This window comes from Citricoccus sp., from assembly GCF_035445025.1.
Taxonomy (GTDB): domain Bacteria; phylum Actinomycetota; class Actinomycetes; order Actinomycetales; family Micrococcaceae; genus Citricoccus.
The window spans coordinates 1-16,453 of the sequence record NZ_DAOMPX010000051.1 but is presented as its reverse complement, the minus strand read 5'-3'; the positions used below and the strand labels follow the sequence as shown (position 1 = coordinate 16,453).

Below are 16,453 nucleotides of genomic sequence, written 5' to 3'. Positions count from 1 at the left end.
TCCGGGGAGAGCATGCCCGTGGTCAAGGGCACGGGAAGCGATGGCTTCGGGGGCACGTTCCTGGCCAACGGGTCCGCCGAGGCCGAGGCCACCGCGACAGGGTCGGCGACCCGGCTGGCGGCCATCACCACCCTGACGGGCCAGGCGGTTCCGCCACCCACGCCGCTACAACGCGAGTTGCGCCGCATCGTCCGCATGCTCTCCTCGGTGGCCCTGGGCCTGGGTGCCGCCTTCTGCGTCGTCTCGCTGCTGGCGGGAACACCGCTGAGGGACGCGTTCCTCTTCGCCATCGGTGTGGCGGTGGCGATGATCCCCGAGGGACTGCTGCCCACGGTGACCCTGTCCCTGGCCATGGGAGCCCAGCGGATGGCGGGCCGCAACGCGTTGGTGCGGAACCTGCAGGCGGTGGAGACGCTCGGATCGACGACGTTCATCTGCACGGACAAGACCGGGACGCTGACCCAGAACAGGATGAACGTCGTCGAGGTCTGGACCCCGGCCGGGACCGTCTCGATCGACGGCGAGGGATATCACCCCGTGGCGACGGTGGACGGACCACCACCGGCCCGTGCCGCCGCGACCGATGCGGCGTGGGTGGCCCGGGCAGCGTCCCGGGGACGTATCCGTCAGCACGAGGAGGACTGGCTGCCCGACGGCGACCCCATGGAGGCCGCACTCGATGCCCTGGCGCACCGCCTGGCCGGCCCGGAGGGCGTGCACGCCACCTCCGTCACCCGGCGGTTCGGCTTCGATCCGGACCGGCGCCGGGAGTCGGTCGTCGTCGGGGGCGACCTCCTGGTCAAGGGCGCCCCGGAGAACGTGTTGACCCTGTGCCTCGACCGTGACCAGGTGGGCCTGGCCTCGGGGGTCCTGTCCGGCATGGCCGCCCGCGGCCTGCGCGTCCTGGCCGTGGCCCGGCGTCCCCTGGGCCGGACGGAGGCCCCGGGGCCGGACACCACCGCATCAGAGCTGGAGCACGGCCTGACCCTCGTCGGCCTGATCGCCCTCCAGGACCCGCCGCGGCACAGTGTCCCCCCGGCCCTGCGCCAGGCCCGCCAGGCCGGCATCAAGGTGGCCATGATCACCGGGGACCACCCGGTCACCGCCCTCGCGATCGCCCGGCAGACCGGCCTGTGCCTGGACACCCCCGTGGTCGTCGAGGGCAAGGACCTGCCCCAGGACGAGCGGGCGCTCGGGGTCCTCCTGGACCGGGACGGCATCGTGGTCAGCCGCGTCTCACCGGAACAGAAACTCGCCATCGCCCGCGCACTCCAGCACCGCGGACACGTGGTCGCGATGACCGGAGACGGGGTCAACGACGGCCCGGCGCTCAACGAGGCCGACATCGGCGTCGCCATGGGTGCATCCGGAACGGACGTCGCCCGGGAGGCCGCCGACCTGGTCCTGCTCGACGACGACTTCGCGACCATCATCACCGCCGTCGAACAGGGCCGGGCCACGTACACCAATATCCGCCGCTTCCTGACGTACCACCTCACGGACAACGTCGCAGAGCTCACCCCCTTCGTCGTCTGGGCCCTGTCCGGGGGAAACGTGCCGCTGGCACTGGGCGTCCTGCAGATCCTGTGCCTGGACATCGGCACCGACCTGCTTCCGGTGCTGGCCCTGGGCGCGGAGAGGCCCGGGCAGCGGGTCCTGCTCAAGCCGCCCGAACGACGCCACCTGATGGACGCGCCGCTGCTCGTCCGGGTCTTCGGGGTGCTCGGGCCGACCCAGGCCCTCATCCAGATGCTCGCGTTCCTGGTGGTGCTCGGGTCCGCCGGGTGGACCTGGGGGGCCGAGCCGGCACCCGCCCTCCTGGCCGCCGCCTCCGGGGCGGCCTTCACCACCGTGGTGCTGGCGCAGATGGCCAACGCGTTCGGGTGCCGCAGTGCCACCCGGCCCGCCTGGCGGCTGGACTGGACGGGAAACCACCTGTTGCTCTGGGCCGTGGCCGCCGAGTGCGTCCTGCTCCTGGGCTTTCTCTTCATCCCGCCGGTGGCCGGCGCACTGGGCCACGCGCCCCCGCCACCGGTGGGAACACTGATCGCCCTCACCGCCATCCCGGCTCTCCTGGTCGTGGACGGGCTCCACAAGACGTTCCGGCACCGCAGGCGAGGCTGATGCTCCCCGGTACCGGTCCGCTCCCGGGGTGCCGTTCCCCGCGCGCCGGTGCTCCCCTCAGTCCTTGCTGCGGTGCGTGATGAGCACCGGGCACGTGGCATGGGCCGCCACCGCAGAGCTCACCGAGCCCAGCAACAGGCCCGCGAATCCGCCGCGGCCCCGACTGCCCACCACCACCATCCGGGCCCCCTCGCCGAGGTCGCGCAGAACCCGGGCCGGCGGGCCCTGCCTCACCTCGGTCTCCAGGCCCCGGGGACGGTCGTCACCGAACGCCGTCCGCAGGGCCTCGTCCAGTTGCTCCCGGGCGTCATCCTGGAAGTTGTACTCGAGCCGGTAGGGGTACTCGGCGGCCGTGACCGGCATCTCCCATGCCGTGACCGCCTTCAGCGTGCACCCCAGCGACTCGGCCAGGGTCCTGGCCTCCCGCAGGGCCTGCAGCGAGGCCTCGGACCCGTCGACGCCGACCACAATCTGTTGCGAACCCTGCACCGTGTCCCCCTACGGGTTGTCTGCACCACTCGCGGCACCGGACATCCGCCTTCTGCCCCCGGACGAGGGGCGAAGCAGGCCGGTCGCGACTCGATCGTGGAGTCACCCTAGGCGCCACCGGCCGGACCGCACAATATCCACGACGCCGGCACCCGCGGCTCCGGCCCGCACGGCTCCGGCCCGCCAGCCGAGACCTTCTGCCCGCGGGGAGCGGCGGTGTACCGTGACGGCGTGATCGTGCCCCAGACCCCCCAGGACGCCGTGGCGGTCGCCGGCCACTATGACGAACTGGATCCGGTCTATCGCCGGGTGTGGGGTGAGCACGTCCATCACGGGCTGTGGGAGACGGGTCGCGAGACGCCCGCCCAGGCCGTCGAGGCCCTCGTCGAGACGGTCGGGGATCGCCTGCGCCTCCGGCCCGGCGAGGCGTGCGTGGACATCGGTTGCGGCTACGGGGCGACCGCCAGGCAACTGGCCGCCGGGCGCGGGGTTCGTGTCACCGGCTTCACGCTGTCCGCCGGACAGGCCCGCCACGCCGCCGCGCATCCCACGCCCGGCGTGGAGATCCACCACCGCGACTGGTTCGCCAACGCGCTGCCCGAGGGATCGGCTGACGCCGCCTGGGCCATCGAGTCGACCGAGCACATGGCCGACAAGCCCCGGTTCTTCGCCGAGGCCCATCGGGTGCTGTCACCCGGCGGCCGCCTCGTCGTCTGCGCCTGGCTCGCCGATCCCGCCGCGAGCGAGTGGACGGTTCGCCACCTGCTGGAGCCGGTCTGCCGCGAAGGGCGACTGCCCTCGATGGGCACGCGCGAGGAGTACGAGGCCATGGCACGGGCAGCAGGGTTCACGGTCACCGGTTACGAGGACGTCAGCCGGCGCGTCGCACGCACCTGGACGATCTGCGCCCGCCGACTGCTGAAGGCCCTGGCCATGGATCGCGACGCCCGCCGCCTCGCGCTGCGCGGACGCCATCGTGTCTTCGCCGTCACCGTGCCCCGCCTGATCCAGGCCTACCGCACCGGGGCGATGCGCTACGGCATCTTCACGCTGGCGGCGGCGGGTGAGGACGCGGCGCCGGAGTGAGAGACACTGCGCGGACCGATGGAGTCTTGGCCGGCGTCAGGGTGCGTCACTAGGCTTCGGACGAGGATGCCACTGCCGTGAGGAGTCGCCATGTCGCGTCCCGCCGTTCCCCTCCCGCCCGGACGCCGCCGGCGACAGCGCGCGGTCCTGACCGTCACGGCCCTGGCCTCTGTCCTGGGCCTGACCGCGGCCTGCTCCGCCCCCTCCCCCGGGCCGACGGCAGCCTCGGACACGGCGGGCGTGGACGCCGGCGAGCTCCAGTCCACCTTCCAGGACGCGGCCGCCGCGCTGGAGGTCCCGGGTGCGTTCATGCTCCTGCGCACCCCGGAGGGGGAGGTCCTCGGCTCGTACGGCACCGTCAGCGCGGACGAGACGCTGCCGCCCCGAGCCGACCATCATCTGCGGGTGGGATCGAACACCAAGACCTGGACCGGGACGGTCATCCTGCAGTTGGCGCAGGAGGGCGTGCTGGACCTCGACGATCCCATCGCCGCCTACCGGCCAGACGTGCCCAACGGCGAGAACATCACGATCGAGCAGTTGCTGTCGATGCGCAGCGGACTGTACAACTACACGCTCGACCGGGGCCTGAACCAGGCGATGGACGAGGACCCCGAGCGGGCCTGGGACCCCGAGGACCTGCTGGCCATCTCGTGGGAGCACCCGCCCAGTTTCGCCCCCGGTGCGGGCTGGGAGTACTCGAACACCAACACGGTCCTGTTGGGACTCGTGGCCGAGCAGCTGGAGGGCGAGCCGCTGGAGAGGATCTTCGCCGACCGGCTCTTCACGCCGCTGGGCCTGGCGGACACCCTGTTCCCGGCGCGGTCGTCGAACCGGATCCCCGAGCCCTACGCGCACGGGTACATGTTCGGCTCCAACGTCCTGACGATGGGCACGCCCCCCGCACTACCGGAACGGATGCAGGAGCAGGCCCGGTCGGGGGCCCTCGACCCCGTCGACCGGACGTTCGACAACCCCTCCTGGGGCTGGGCCGCCGGCGGCGGGATCTCGACGGCCCACGACCTGGCGGACTGGGCCGAGGCCCTGACCGATGGCCGACTGCTCGACGAGGAGTTCCAGCGGCTGAGGATGGAGAGTCCCCGCTCCACGGGCGGGGACCAGCCGGGGTCGGCCCGCTACGGACTGGCGATCGCGAAGTTCGGCGAACTGTACGGTCACACGGGAGAGCTGCCGGGCTACAACTCCTTCATGGGCCACGACCCGGACCGCGACATCACCCTGGTGGTGTGGGCGAACCTCGCACCCACGCCGGATGGGCGGGACCCGGCGACGACGATCGCCCGGACGCTGGTCGATTCGATCTACCCGGTCGGGAACTGAGCGGTCCTCCGCACCCCCGTCGTCCGAATCCCGTCGTCCGCGCCCCGTCGTGCGGGTCGCCGGGTGCCGGGCGACTGCCCGGCTCCCGGCGACCCACCGCCGCATGGGCGGCGTGCGGTCCTAGGCGGGGATCATCCCGTGCGGATCGATCACGTACTTCCTGGCCGCCCCCTGGTCGAACTCCTTGTAGCTCCGGGGAGCGTCGTCCAGGCTGATGGTCGTGGCGTTGACGGCCTTGGAGATATTGGCCTTGTCGGCCAGGATCAGCTTCATCAGCTTCCGGTTGTACCGCTTCACCGGGCACTGACCCGTGGTGAACGAGAGGGACTTGGCCCACCCCGTGCCCAGCTGCACACCGATCTGGCCGACCTTGGCGTTCTCGTCGACAGCCCCCGGATCCCCGGTGACGTACAGGCCCGGGATACCCAGGGCACCGCCCACCTGGGTGACCGACATGATGTCGTTGAGGACCGTGGCGGGTGCCTCGGCGGCGTTGGCGCCGTGACCGCGGGCCTCGAATCCCACCGCGTCCACCGCGGCGTCGACCACGGGGACGCCCAGGATCTGCTCGATACGGTCCGGCAGGGCGCCCTCCTGGCTCAGGTCGATCGTCTCGCAGCCGAAGCTGGCCGCCTGCTTCAGCCGGTCGGCGTTCATGTCTCCCACGATGACCGCCGAGGCACCCAGCACCTGCGCCGAGAAGGCCGCGGCGAGGCCCACCGGACCGGCACCCGCGACGTAGACGGTGGAACCGGTCGTGACGCCGGCGGTGAATGCGCCGTGATACCCGGTGGGGAAGATGTCGGAGAGCATGGTGAGGTCGAGGATCTTCTCGAGGGCCTGGTCCCGGTCCGGGAACTTGAGCAGGTTGAAGTCCGCGTAGGGGACCATCACGTACTCCGCCTGGCCGCCGATCCAGCCGCCCATGTCCACGTAACCGTAGGCCGCGCCGGGACGGGCGGGATTCACGTTGAGGCAGACACCGGTCTTGCCCTCATTGCACATCTGACAGCGGCCGCACGCGATGTTGAAGGGCACCGAGCAGATGTCACCCTCCTTGACGAAGAGCACGTCGTCTCCGGTCTCCACGACCTCGCCCGTGATCTCATGACCGAGCGACTGGCCGACCGGCGCGGTGGTGCGGCCACGGACCATGTGCTGGTCGCTTCCGCAGATGTTCGTGGCCACCAGTTTCAGGATGGCGGCATGGGGTGCCTTCTGCTGGATGCCCATCTTGCCGGCGACCTCGGAGGGCAGTTCCAGCTTGGGGTAGTCGATCGTCTCGACGGCGACCTCGCCTGGGCCCTTGTACACGACTACACGGTTTCCCGTCATGGTTCTTCCTCTCGATGGCTGTCCCCCGACCGCGTGATGCGGACCGAGGACAATCGCTGTGATCGCGATCCGGTGATTGTTTATTCGGTGGGTTCGGGTCTCTGGCCGCGCTCTTCCGCCATCGACTGGTCGTCGGCGCGCGGCTCGGGCTCGGGGACGTCTCGGGGGCGGGCGATGAAGTCGTAGGCCAGCGCGGCGGCCGCGCTGCCGATGAAGGGACCGATGACGTACAACGGGTACTGGGACCACTCGACGTCACCGCCGAAGAGGGTCTGCACCAGGTTCGGTCCGAAGGTCCGCGCCGGGTTCAGTGAACCACCGGTCAGGGGGGCGATGACCAGGATGGCGCCCGCGACAGCCAGGCCGATGATCAGGCCCGCCCAGCCCTTGGGCGCCCTCCGGTCGACGGCCACCGCCATGATCGCGAGCATCAGGAAGAAGGTCCCCAGCACCTCGGCCACGATGCCCTGGCCGTACGAGACACCGGTGCCCAGGGCCGTCGCACCGCTGCCCATGTCCACGGCCCGGGTCCCGAACGAGGCCACCAGGAGCAGGCTCCCGACCGCGGCCCCGATCAGCTGCGCGAGGACGTAGGGCACCAGCTCGGCCCAGGGGAAGCGCCGGGTCACAGCCAGCGCGAAGGTCACGGCGGGATTGATGTGGGCACCGGACACGGCCAGGAACGCGTAGATGGCCACTGCGACGGCAATGGCGAATCCCAGGGAGATGAACCCCACCCCCGGATACGTGAGTTCACCGTTGCCGGCCGTCAGGGCCGCCAGCACGGTGCCGACGCCGAAGATCACCAGTACCGCCGTGCCCAGCATCTCGGCCACGAGCCGGCGCATCAAAGTCGGAGTCATTTTCCACATTTCATGTCGGGACAGGGAAATAGTTAACGAAATGCAACTGACCTGGAATGCTGCGAGCGTAAGCAGGGTCCTCGGAGGGAGTCAATGGGTCATCCTCGCGCGGCGGCGGAGGCCGGAGACCCGGGGGCAGACCGCCTCGTCCCTCAGTCCTGGGGACCGCTCCGCCGGCCCGGCTCGTCCTGGGAGGGTTCATCGTCGGCGAAGCTGCCCGTGGCGACCGGCCCGGCCAGTGCGTAGGTGGCCATCACGACCCCGGACTGCGAGACCTCGTGCTCGGTCAGGCGGAGACCAGCCGGGATGGTCCCCTCCGCGAAGAGCCGCTTGCCGGGACCGAGCAGCAGGGGGAAGACCAGGACCCGGAACTCGTCGATCAGCCCGGCGGTCAGCAGGGACTGGATGAGGTTGCCACTGCCCTGCAGCAACAGGTCGGGTCCGTCCTGGTCCTTCAGCGCGGCGACCTGTTCCGGGACGTTCCCGGACAGGACCGTGGTGTGTTCCCAGGCGGGGTGGTGCAGTCGGTGGCTGGCCACGTACTTGTGTGCCCGGCTGAACGCCTCCCCCACGAGCGAGTCCGTGTGATGGGGCCAGTAGGCGGCGAAGATCTCATAGGTCCTGCGTCCCAGGAGCAGGTCGAACTGGGTGGCGAAGGTCCGGTCCATCCACGAGCCCATGGACTCGTCGAACAGCGGGGCGGTCCACCCGCCGAGGGTGAAGCCCCCCGTGCGGTCCTCGTCGGGCCCTCCGGGAGCCTGCATGACGCCGTCGAGGGAGACGAACGTGCTGGAGATGAGCTTTCTCATGGCGGCAGTGAAGCCCACCGCGCGGGACGACGGCCACTCCGATCATGCGCCGTTCGGCCCGTCCGGCCGGGGGGAGCTCGCGAAACATGCACGTCATGGACGGCGGAGGACTGACAGGGCGCCCGGTTCTGCCTACTCTGCTGGCATGAGCACTACCGAGGCGGTGTGGAACCGCGCCCTTGACTTCGACGCCCTGCCTGAGGCCACCTCCCCCGGTGACATCGCCCTGCGCGATGTCCTGACCTTCCACGGGGCGGTGCAGAACGGCGGACTCGTCAACGCCATCGAGATGCACCTGGACGACGACGAGTTCCCGCTCCAACGGGTGATCACCGGGTACGAGTACCTCGGCCTGGACGACGTGGCCGAGACGATCACGGAGGCCCGGGTCCGGTTCGTGTCCGTGGACGACGACGAGGAGGCCCTGGAGGCCCTCGAGCTCGAGGTCGACCCCATGTACGAGGTGGAGGACGAGGACCTCAGCCAGGCGTTGGAAGGCCGGCTGCAGAAGGATCCCGAGGACTTCGACCCCGCGCGCTGACCAGCCGGGGCACCAGCCGCCCCAGCACCACCATCATGACCAGTTCCACGAGCGTCTGGGTGACCACCACCAGCGGCGCCATCCGGTAGTCCGGGCCCAGCGACGCCGGCAGGGCCAGCACCAGCGGCAGCACCACGAGGGAGTTCCGGGTCACCCCGCTGAACACGAGCGCCCGGCGTCCGGGCGTGTCCAGCCCGGCGACGCGACCGGCCGCCAGTCCGAGGGTGACCATCACGGCCGCGAAGAGCACGTACACCGGCACCACGGCGAGCAGCCCGCCCAGGTGCCGGCCGACGTCGTGCGCCTGGGAGGCGACCACGACGGCCAGCGTGGAGATCATCAGCGGGACCATCCCCGCCGAGACAACCCGGTCCACGGCGCGGCCCCAGGCCCAGCGGGCGGCCGCCGCCTGGGTCAGCCACGCCGCGCCGAGGGGCGCCACGATGAGCAGCGCGAAGGCCTCCAGGAACGGACGGACGTCGAGTCCGGGGGCGAACCGCGGCCCGGCCATCACCCACAGGTACCCCGGCAGCAGGAGCATCTGCGCCAGCATCAGCCACGGCGTGGCGGCCAGCAGCCGGTCCTGGGCGCCGCCGGCCAGGCCGGTGAAGACGATGACGTAGTCCACGCACGGGGTCAGCAGGACGAACAGCACCCCGAGCAGCAGGACGTCGTCGTGGGCGACCAGCCGGGAGAGGGCGAACACCACCACCGGCACCACCACGAAGTTCAGCACCAGCACGGCCAGGAGGAATCCCCCGTCCCGCGCAGCACGCCCCAGGCGGCGGAACGGGACGGCCAGGAAGGTGGCGTAGAGCAGCAGCCCCAGCACCGGGGTGATGGCCTGCCCGGCGGGTCCGGCCACGGCCGGGACCAGGAGCCCGGCGACGGCGCCCGCGCCCAGCGCGGACAGGTACAGCACCACCTGGTGCCGCTCCATCCAGTCGCCGGCCGATCCCGTGGAACCCATGGACTCCAGCATTCCACCACCGGGCCCGCCGGCCCGCATCATCTCCTCGTCCCGGCGCCGCCCCGGGAGCGCCCCGGGAGCGCCCCGGGAGGGAGATCAGGCGTCGATGACGACGGCGGTGATCAGCGGGGCCCGCCGGTAGGCGCGGTCCAGGTGGCGGCCCACCGTGTCCACGATCAGCTTCTCGATCTGGTCCAGGTCGTCGATGCCGGCGACGTGGGGCTTGGCCAGGGCGTCCTTGACCTTCTTCGCCGCGGTGTCGAAGATCTGGGGGTCCTGGATGAAGCCCTTGGTCATGAACTCCAGCGGCTCGGCCAGGGTGTTGGTGTCCGGGTCGACGATCGCGACCACGGTCACCGAGCCGCCCTCCTGCAGCAACCGCCGCTCGACCAGGGTCTCCTCGGTGACCTTGCCGACGGTGTGGCCGTCCACGTAGACCAGTCCGGCCTCCACCTGGCCCGAGACCCGGGCCTGGCCCTTGACCAGGTCCACGGTGGTGCCGTCCTTGACGACGAGCACGCGCTCGGGGGCGATGCCGGTCCGCACGGCCAGGTCGGCATTGGCGTGCAGGTGCGAGGACTCGCCGTGGACGGGCATGACGTGGGTGGGCCGGACGATGTTGTAGCAGTAGACCAGTTCCCCAGCGGAGGCGTGACCGGAGACGTGCACCTTGGCGTTGCCCTTGTGCACGACCTTGACGCCGAGGTCGGTGAACTTGTTGATGATGCCGTAGATCGCGTTCTCGTTGCCGGGCACCATCGAGCTGGCCATCAGGACGGTGTCCCCGGAGCCGAGCTTGATCTGGTGGGTGCCGGTGGCCATCCGGGACAGGGCCGCCATCGGCTCGCCCTGGGACCCGGTGCAGACCAGCGCGATCTTGTCATCGGGCATGGACTGCAGCTTCTTGAAGTCCACGAGCAGCCCGCGCGGGATCTTGAGGTAGTCCAGGTCGCTGGCGATGCCCATGTTGCGCACCATGGACCGGCCCACGAACGCGACCTTGCGCCCGCTGGCGTGCGCGGCATCCAGGACCTGCTGGATGCGGTGCACGTGGCTGGCGAAGCTGGAGACGATGATCCGCTTCTTCGCGGTGGCGAAGACCTGCTCGATCGCGGGGGTCAGTTCCCGCTCCGAGATGGTGAACCCCGGAACCTCGGCGTTCGTGGAGTCGGTGAGGAACAGGTCCACGCCCTCCTCGCCCAGGCGGGCGAAGTGGCGCAGGTCCGTGATCCGGTCGTCCAGCGGGAACTGGTCCATCTTGAAGTCACCGGTGTGCAGGACCAGGCCGGCCTTGGTGCGGATCGCCACGGCGAGGCTGTCGGGGATGGAGTGGTTGACCGCGACGAACTCGAGTTCGAAGGGGCCCGCCTGGTGCTTGTCCTCGGCCTCCACGTGGACCGTCTTCGGCGTGATCCGGTGCTCGGTGAGCTTGGCCGAGATGAACGCCAGCGTCAGCTCGGAACCGATCAACGGGATGTCCGGGCGCTCCTTCAGCAGGTAGGGCACCCCGCCGATGTGGTCCTCGTGGCCGTGCGTGAGCACGATGCCGACGATGTCCTTCAGCCGGTCCCGGATGGAGGTGAAGTCCGGGAGGATGACGTCGATTCCGGGCTGGTGCTCCTCGGGGAACAGGACGCCACAGTCCACCACGAGCAGCTTGCCCTCGTGCTCGAAGACCGTCATGTTGCGGCCGATCTCACCCAGGCCTCCCAGCGGGGTGATCCGCAACCCTCCGGACGGCAGGGAGGACGAGGACTTGGACTTACGGGAGGAACGGGGCAACTGATCACGCTTTCGTCGTCAGGGAAGTGCACCAGGGCGGTACACCGATGTGGAGGGGGTTCCCTCGGGTCCGGGGCCCGCAGCGAGGCGGGCGGCGCCGGGAAGACTACCCCCTAATGTACCGCCCACGGGCCCCCGGGACGGTATCACCGGGATGCTCCGGTGGGACGGGACGTCCGGCGCGGCGTGCGCGGGCGGCGTCCAGGCGTCCCCCATCCCGCGCGCGGCCCCACTAGGATGTGAAGTCCATCACAGAATACCCGCAGGCCCGGCCCGGATGGCGGGTCCGGCCCCGATCCGGGAGGTCTCCCATGGTTCGTTCGGATGTCTCCCGGCGCACGGTCCTCGGCGGGTTCGGCGCCCTGACCGTGGGCGGGCTGGTGGGGTGCGGCAACGAGGCCTCCTCCTCCGGTGGTTCCGCCTCCGGTACCGACGGGCCGGCCACGGCGGTGACCTACCAGTTGTCCTGGACGCACTCGGTGCAGTTCGGCGGCACCTACCTGGCGCAGGACCGGGGCCTGTTCCGGGACCTCGGGCTGGACGTCAGCCTCGCGGCCGGCGGACCCAACGTGGCCGGGGACGCGAACACGGTCAGCGGGGCGGCGCTGATGAATGTCTCGGTGGCGGACGGTGTTGCCCGGTCCAATGCCGAGGGCGCCGAGCTGGTCATCATCGGTGCCCAGTACCAGAAGAGCCCCGTGACGATCCTGTCCCTGGCGGATGCGCCGTTGACCTCCCCCCAGGACCTGGTGGGCAGGAAGATCGGCGTGGCCGGCACGGACACCCCCGGGCTGGAGGCCTTCCTGGCCATCAACGACCTGACCCAGGACCAGGTCGAGTTCGTCCCGAGCCAGTACGACCCGGCGGTCCTCACGGCCGGCCAGGTCGACGGCCTCTACTGCTTCTACAACGACCTTCCCGTGGCGCTGGCCGTCCAGGGCATCGAGGGGCACTCGATGCTGCTCGCCGACTTCGGCTACGACCCGATGAGCCAGACCTACACCGTGCTGCGTTCCAGTCTCCAGGACGAGGCGCGGCGCGACCAGGTCATCCGGCTGCTCCGCGGGGACGCCCGCGGCTGGCAGCTCTACCAGGACGATCCCCGGGCCGCCGCCGACCTCGCCGTCCGGGCGTACCCCGATGCCGGCCTGGACCTGGAGACGCAGCAGGAACAGGCGACGGTACAGCTCGACATCATGTTCTCCGAGGCGACCGAGCAGTTCGGCTTCGGGTGGTTCACCGACGACCAGGTCCAGGAGAACCTGCGGCTGTTCGACCTGCTCGGCATCGAGGGGGCCACCGAGCAGATGTGGGACCGGAGCATCCTCGACGAGGTGTACCGGGACGGGCCCACCGCGTGACCGGCGTGCAGAGCGCCCGCACGGCGGGACGGCCGGCCCCCGAGGTGCTGTGCACCGCCGTCGCCAAGACCTTCCCCGGCCCGGCGGAGCCGCTGCCCGTCCTGGCGTCCCTGGACCTGACCCTGGAGGCCGGTTCGGTCACGGCGCTGGTGGGGCCCTCCGGGTGCGGGAAGTCCACCCTGCTGCGGATCATCGCGGGCCTGGAACACCCCGACGCCGGCGGCTCGGTGCGCATCGACGGTGACGACCCGCTCGCGGTGCGCCGGCGCGGCGAGCTGGCCATCGCCTTCCAGGACGCCTCGCTGCTGCCCTGGCGGACCGCCGCCGGCAACGTGGCCCTGGCCCGCCGGCTGGCCGGTCAGCCGGTCGACCACCGCAAGGTCACGCGGTTGCTGGACATGGTCGGCCTGGCCGGGTTCGAGAAGGCCCGCCCGGCGCAACTGTCCGGCGGGATGCGGCAGCGCGCGGCGATCGCCCGGTGCCTGGTCACCGAGCCGAGGCTGCTGTTGCTCGACGAGCCCTTCGGCGCGGTCGACGAGCTCACCCGGCGCAGGCTCAACATCGAACTGCCACCCCTGTGGTCCGGCGCCACCACCACCACGTTGCTGGTGACCCACTCGATCCCCGAGGCGGTCCTGCTGGCGGACCGTGTCCTGGTGATGTCGGCCCGGCCCGGGTCCATCGTCGCCGACCTGCCGGTCCGCCTCGAACGGCCGCGGCGGATGGAGCAGCTGCACTCCCGGGGCTTCACCGAGCTCGTGGACCGGATCGGCGCCCTGCTGGGCGTGGACGAGTACGCCCTCGACCAGGGGTGAGGGATGGTCCTGCAGGGCGAACAGGCCGTCCGGGCCACGGGCCGCGACGGCGACGGCCCCCGCCCCGCCCGTGCCCGGCCGGCTGCCGCACTGCGCGTGCTCCTGGGCTGGGTCCTGGTGATCGGCCTCTGGGAACTCGTCGGCCGGACGGTCCTGGCCGACCGGCACCTGATCGGGGTCCCCTCCGGCATCATCGGCACACTCGTGGAGAACGCCGACGTCTACGGCCGGGGGCTGTGGTTCACCACGCGCGAGGCGATGCTCGGTTACCTGGCCGGCAACCTGGCGGCCGTGGCCCTGGCCCTGCTGGTCGTGCTGTTGCCGGGCCTGGAGCGGACGGTGCTGCGGCTCGCCCTGGTCGTCTACTGCCTGCCCCTCGTGGCGCTGGGCCCACTGCTGCGACTGGCCTACGGGTTCGGGGACGGGCCGCAGGTCACGCTGGCGGCCCTGGCCGTCTACTACCTCACGCTCGTACCCCTGCTGGTGGGCATGCGCGCCGTGCCCCGGTCCTGGCTCGACCTGACGGCCACCTACGGCAGGGGCCGCTGGACCACGCTGGTCACCGTCCGGGCACGAGCGGCCCTGCCGTACCTGATGGCCGGGCTGCAGGCCTCGGTGCCCGCCGCCTTCCTCGGTGCGCTGGTCGGGGAGTTCACGGGGGCCGAACGCGGCATCGGGGTGCTCTCGATCCAGGCGTTGCGCAGCCTGGACACCGACGGCCTCTGGGCGTTGATGATCCTCAGCGCCGTGGTGTCGATGACCGGGTACGCCCTGGTCTCGCTCACCGCCCGGAGACTGGCACCGGAACAGCCGACGGTGCTGCTGGCCGCGCCCGGGTCCGACCCCCGGCGGCCTGCGTGGCGACGCTGGCTCGTCAGCGCCGGCGGCGTGGCCCTCACGGCGGCGATCGTGCTGCTGGCCTGGGCCGGGCTGTTCTGGCTGCTTGACCTCAACCCCTATTTCGCCAAGCGCCCCGGGGACGTCTGGGAGTGGCTGGTGTCCGCGCCGGCGGCCGCCGAGCACCGTGCCGAGCTGTTCACGGCGGCCGGCCAGACCGCCCTTGTGGCCGTCCCCGGTTACTTCGCCGGGCTGGCGCTGGGCGTGCTGCTGGCCGCCGCGTTCTCCCTCTCGGTCCGCGCGCGGCGGGCCCTGACGCCCGTCGCCGTCGCCCTGCGGTGCGTGCCGATCATCGCGATCGCGCCCCTGCTGGTCGCCGCGCTGGGCCGCGGGTCGTTCGGCACCGCCGTCGTGGTGGCCCTCATGACGTTCTTCCCCACGCTGGTCTCGTGCCTCTACGGCCTGGGCCAGCTGCCCGGACAGGTGGCCGACGTCTTCGCCGCCTATGCCACGCCGCGCACGAGGGTGCTGGTGCTGGGCCGGCTGCCGGCGATGGCGCCGGCGTTCTTCGCCGCCGCGCGGATCGCCGCGCCCACGGCGCTGCTCGCCGCCACGGTCGCCGAGTGGCTGGCGACCGGGACCGGGCTGGGCAACATGATGGCAGTGGACGCGGCGACGAGCCGGTACACCTCCCTGTGGTCCACGGTCGTGGTCGTCACGCTGATGGCGCTGGCGGGATATGCCCTCGTCGAGGCCGTCGAGCGCCGGGTGCTGGCCGTGGTGGCACCGGAGCAGTCCCGCTGGTGAGGGCGGCGGCCACCCGGGCCGCGGTGTCCGGCCACCGCGTCAGGCCGGCGCATTGGCCGGCAGCGTCTCGTCGCCAGCGGTCCCGGAGCCGCTCGTCCGCCAGCCAGGCGCGCAGGACCTCGGCCAGGGAGCCCACGTCACCGGCCGGGAACGTCTCCCCCGCCCCCTGCGCCTCGACGGCACCGGTGCCGGACGCGACCACGGAGGGAATCCCCCGGGCCAGGGCCTCGGCGACGACCATCCCGTAGGTCTCGGCACGCGAGGTGTGGACCAGCAGGTCGGTGGCGTCCCAGACGGCCTCCAGGTCCCTGCCGTGGAGGGGCCCGGTCACCTCGACACGGCCGGTGAGCCCGGTCTGGGCGATGCGCTCACGGACGCGGCGGCCGAGGGCCTCGTCGACGGTGTCGGGACCCACCAGCCGGGCGGTCCAGTCCAGGTCCTGCAACCGGGCCAGCGCCTCGACGACCGTGAGGGGGTCCTTGCCGGGGGTCAGCCGGGCCAGCCACAACGGCGCACGCCCGCGGCGCACCGAACCGGGCGCGGGCACGGCCGGGTCGACACCGGGTACGGCCACCACCGCGTCGTGGCGCCCGTACCGGGCGGCCACCGCGGCACCGGCCCAGGCGCTGGTCACCACCACCCGGCTCGCCGCCCGGACGGACTCCGCCTCCGCTGCGGCGAGTCGTAACCGGTCACGGGCCGGCAGCGCAGGGTCGTCGGCCGGGAAGTAGTGCACCAGGATCGTCACCCGGCGCCCGGCCGAGACCGCGTCGGCGATCTGTTCCGGCACCGCCGAGGCGACGATGTTGCCGATGAGCCAGTCCTGCTCCCGGGCGAGCACCCCGGACAGCCGCCGGCGGTCGCCGTCCGAGGGCAGCGGCCAGCTCCCCGTGACGGGATACTCGCGAACCTCCAGCCCCCGCGACCGCAGGGCCACCGTGAGCTCCTCGTCGTAGCGGTTGCCGCCACTGGCCAGGTCGCTGCGCCAGCGGGCGAAGCCCACCCGGTGGCCCCTGCCGGGCCGGCCGATCGTGCCATCAGCCGCGCTGGGTGTCATCCGCAACTCCCAGCGTCCTGCACGTCCTCCCGGTCTCCGGCGGCCCTGCTCATGGACTCGGGCAGCAGTCCCATGGTCCGACACTCCTTCATCACCGGGGCTCCGGCTCTCGTGCTGTTCCCGTGGCCTCCACGGTAACCCCGGGCTCCAGGACGCGCGTCCCGGGCCCCGGGCGTCCGGGCGTGGCGGTACCCCGGCAGCAGTGACACGCTGGGACAGCAAAAAGGCCCTTCCTC

General features: G+C 71.5%; 14 protein-coding genes. 7 read left to right on the top strand and 7 right to left on the bottom strand.

The window, feature by feature from the left end; translation table 11 throughout:
• Positions 1-2,124, top strand: a 2,124-nt coding sequence (locus tag PLJ28_RS12850) for a cation-translocating P-type ATPase (protein ID WP_324590209.1), incomplete at its 5' end; no start/stop codon positions are given.
• A gap of 57 nt (positions 2,125-2,181) precedes the next feature.
• On the opposite strand, the gene PLJ28_RS12845 is transcribed toward PLJ28_RS12850, so the two are convergent.
• Positions 2,182-2,613: a universal stress protein gene (locus tag PLJ28_RS12845; protein ID WP_183525362.1), complete on the bottom strand. Its 432-nt coding sequence runs from the start codon at positions 2,611-2,613 to the stop codon at positions 2,182-2,184.
• 231 nt (positions 2,614-2,844) lie between these two features.
• Here PLJ28_RS12845 and PLJ28_RS12840 point away from each other — a divergent pair, with 231 nt between their 5' ends.
• Positions 2,845-3,699 carry a class I SAM-dependent methyltransferase gene (locus PLJ28_RS12840; protein ID WP_298045008.1) on the top strand — a complete coding sequence of 285 codons (855 nt, stop codon included), beginning with the start codon at positions 2,845-2,847 and terminating at the stop codon, positions 3,697-3,699.
• Positions 3,700-3,789: 90 nt separating this feature from the next.
• Positions 3,790-5,040: a serine hydrolase domain-containing protein gene (locus PLJ28_RS12835; RefSeq protein WP_183525356.1), complete on the top strand. Its 1,251-nt coding sequence runs from the start codon at positions 3,790-3,792 to the stop codon at positions 5,038-5,040.
• A gap of 120 nt (positions 5,041-5,160) precedes the next feature.
• On the opposite strand, the gene fdhA is transcribed toward PLJ28_RS12835, so the two are convergent.
• From fdhA to PLJ28_RS12820, 3 genes are all read right to left on the bottom strand, one after another.
• Complete coding sequence (gene fdhA, locus PLJ28_RS12830) at positions 5,161-6,375, bottom strand: formaldehyde dehydrogenase, glutathione-independent (protein ID WP_183525352.1); 1,215 nt, start codon at positions 6,373-6,375, stop codon at positions 5,161-5,163.
• A gap of 80 nt (positions 6,376-6,455) precedes the next feature.
• On the bottom strand, positions 6,456-7,238 hold the full coding sequence (locus tag PLJ28_RS12825; protein WP_183525349.1) for an MIP/aquaporin family protein: 783 nt from the start codon (positions 7,236-7,238) through the stop codon (positions 6,456-6,458).
• Between the two features lie 152 nt (positions 7,239-7,390).
• A complete protein-coding gene (locus PLJ28_RS12820) occupies positions 7,391-8,047 on the bottom strand; it encodes a dihydrofolate reductase family protein (RefSeq protein WP_183525346.1) in 657 nt (218 codons plus the stop codon).
• 145 nt (positions 8,048-8,192) lie between these two features.
• Between PLJ28_RS12820 and PLJ28_RS12815 the strand changes: the two genes are divergently transcribed.
• Positions 8,193-8,588, top strand: coding sequence for a DMP19 family protein (locus PLJ28_RS12815; protein WP_183525343.1), 396 nt, complete (start codon positions 8,193-8,195; stop codon positions 8,586-8,588).
• Here the strand turns inward: PLJ28_RS12815 and PLJ28_RS12810 are convergent.
• Positions 8,527-9,558, bottom strand: coding sequence for a bile acid:sodium symporter (locus PLJ28_RS12810; RefSeq protein WP_298045006.1), 1,032 nt, complete (start codon positions 9,556-9,558; stop codon positions 8,527-8,529). The two genes, PLJ28_RS12815 and PLJ28_RS12810, sit on opposite strands and share 62 nt — an antisense overlap.
• 96 nt (positions 9,559-9,654) lie before the next feature.
• Positions 9,655-11,340, bottom strand: a complete 1,686-nt coding sequence (locus PLJ28_RS12805) for a ribonuclease J (protein WP_183525337.1) — start codon at positions 11,338-11,340, stop codon at positions 9,655-9,657.
• 311 nt (positions 11,341-11,651) lie between these two features.
• Here PLJ28_RS12805 and PLJ28_RS12800 point away from each other — a divergent pair, with 311 nt between their 5' ends.
• From PLJ28_RS12800 to PLJ28_RS12790, 3 genes are read left to right on the top strand one after another with little or no spacing between them, the layout of a single operon-like run.
• A complete protein-coding gene (locus PLJ28_RS12800; RefSeq protein WP_183525334.1) occupies positions 11,652-12,701 on the top strand; it encodes an ABC transporter substrate-binding protein in 1,050 nt (349 codons plus the stop codon).
• Positions 12,698-13,516 carry an ABC transporter ATP-binding protein gene (locus PLJ28_RS12795; protein ID WP_183525330.1) on the top strand — a complete coding sequence of 273 codons (819 nt, stop codon included), beginning with the start codon at positions 12,698-12,700 and terminating at the stop codon, positions 13,514-13,516. The genes PLJ28_RS12800 and PLJ28_RS12795 overlap by 4 nt, the downstream gene beginning before the upstream one ends.
• A 3-nt stretch (positions 13,517-13,519) precedes the next feature.
• Positions 13,520-15,160, top strand: a complete 1,641-nt coding sequence (locus PLJ28_RS12790) for an ABC transporter permease (RefSeq protein WP_183525326.1) — start codon at positions 13,520-13,522, stop codon at positions 15,158-15,160.
• Here the strand turns inward: PLJ28_RS12790 and PLJ28_RS12785 are convergent.
• Entirely contained in the window at positions 15,069-16,217 is a 1,149-nt protein-coding gene (locus tag PLJ28_RS12785) for a glycosyltransferase family 4 protein (RefSeq protein ID WP_324590208.1), read from the bottom strand. The genes PLJ28_RS12790 and PLJ28_RS12785 overlap by 92 nt on opposite strands.
• Positions 16,218-16,453 lie beyond the last annotated feature (236 nt).

Excerpts from the sequence above, each read along its gene's own strand:
- PLJ28_RS12835 (WP_183525356.1), top strand. The coding sequence starts at position 3,790 with ATGTCGCGTCCCGCCGTTCCCCTCCCGCCCGGACGCCGCCGGCGACAG.
- fdhA (WP_183525352.1), bottom strand. The coding sequence starts at position 6,375 with ATGACGGGAAACCGTGTAGTCGTGTACAAGGGCCCAGGCGAGGTCGCC.
- PLJ28_RS12825 (WP_183525349.1), bottom strand. The coding sequence starts at position 7,238 with ATGACTCCGACTTTGATGCGCCGGCTCGTGGCCGAGATGCTGGGCACG.
- PLJ28_RS12820 (WP_183525346.1), bottom strand. The coding sequence starts at position 8,047 with ATGAGAAAGCTCATCTCCAGCACGTTCGTCTCCCTCGACGGCGTCATG.
- PLJ28_RS12815 (WP_183525343.1), top strand. The coding sequence starts at position 8,193 with ATGAGCACTACCGAGGCGGTGTGGAACCGCGCCCTTGACTTCGACGCC.
- PLJ28_RS12810 (WP_298045006.1), bottom strand. The coding sequence starts at position 9,558 with ATGGGTTCCACGGGATCGGCCGGCGACTGGATGGAGCGGCACCAGGTG.
- PLJ28_RS12800 (WP_183525334.1), top strand. The coding sequence starts at position 11,652 with ATGGTTCGTTCGGATGTCTCCCGGCGCACGGTCCTCGGCGGGTTCGGC.
- PLJ28_RS12790 (WP_183525326.1), top strand. The coding sequence starts at position 13,520 with ATGGTCCTGCAGGGCGAACAGGCCGTCCGGGCCACGGGCCGCGACGGC.
- PLJ28_RS12785 (WP_324590208.1), bottom strand. The coding sequence starts at position 16,217 with ATGACACCCAGCGCGGCTGATGGCACGATCGGCCGGCCCGGCAGGGGC.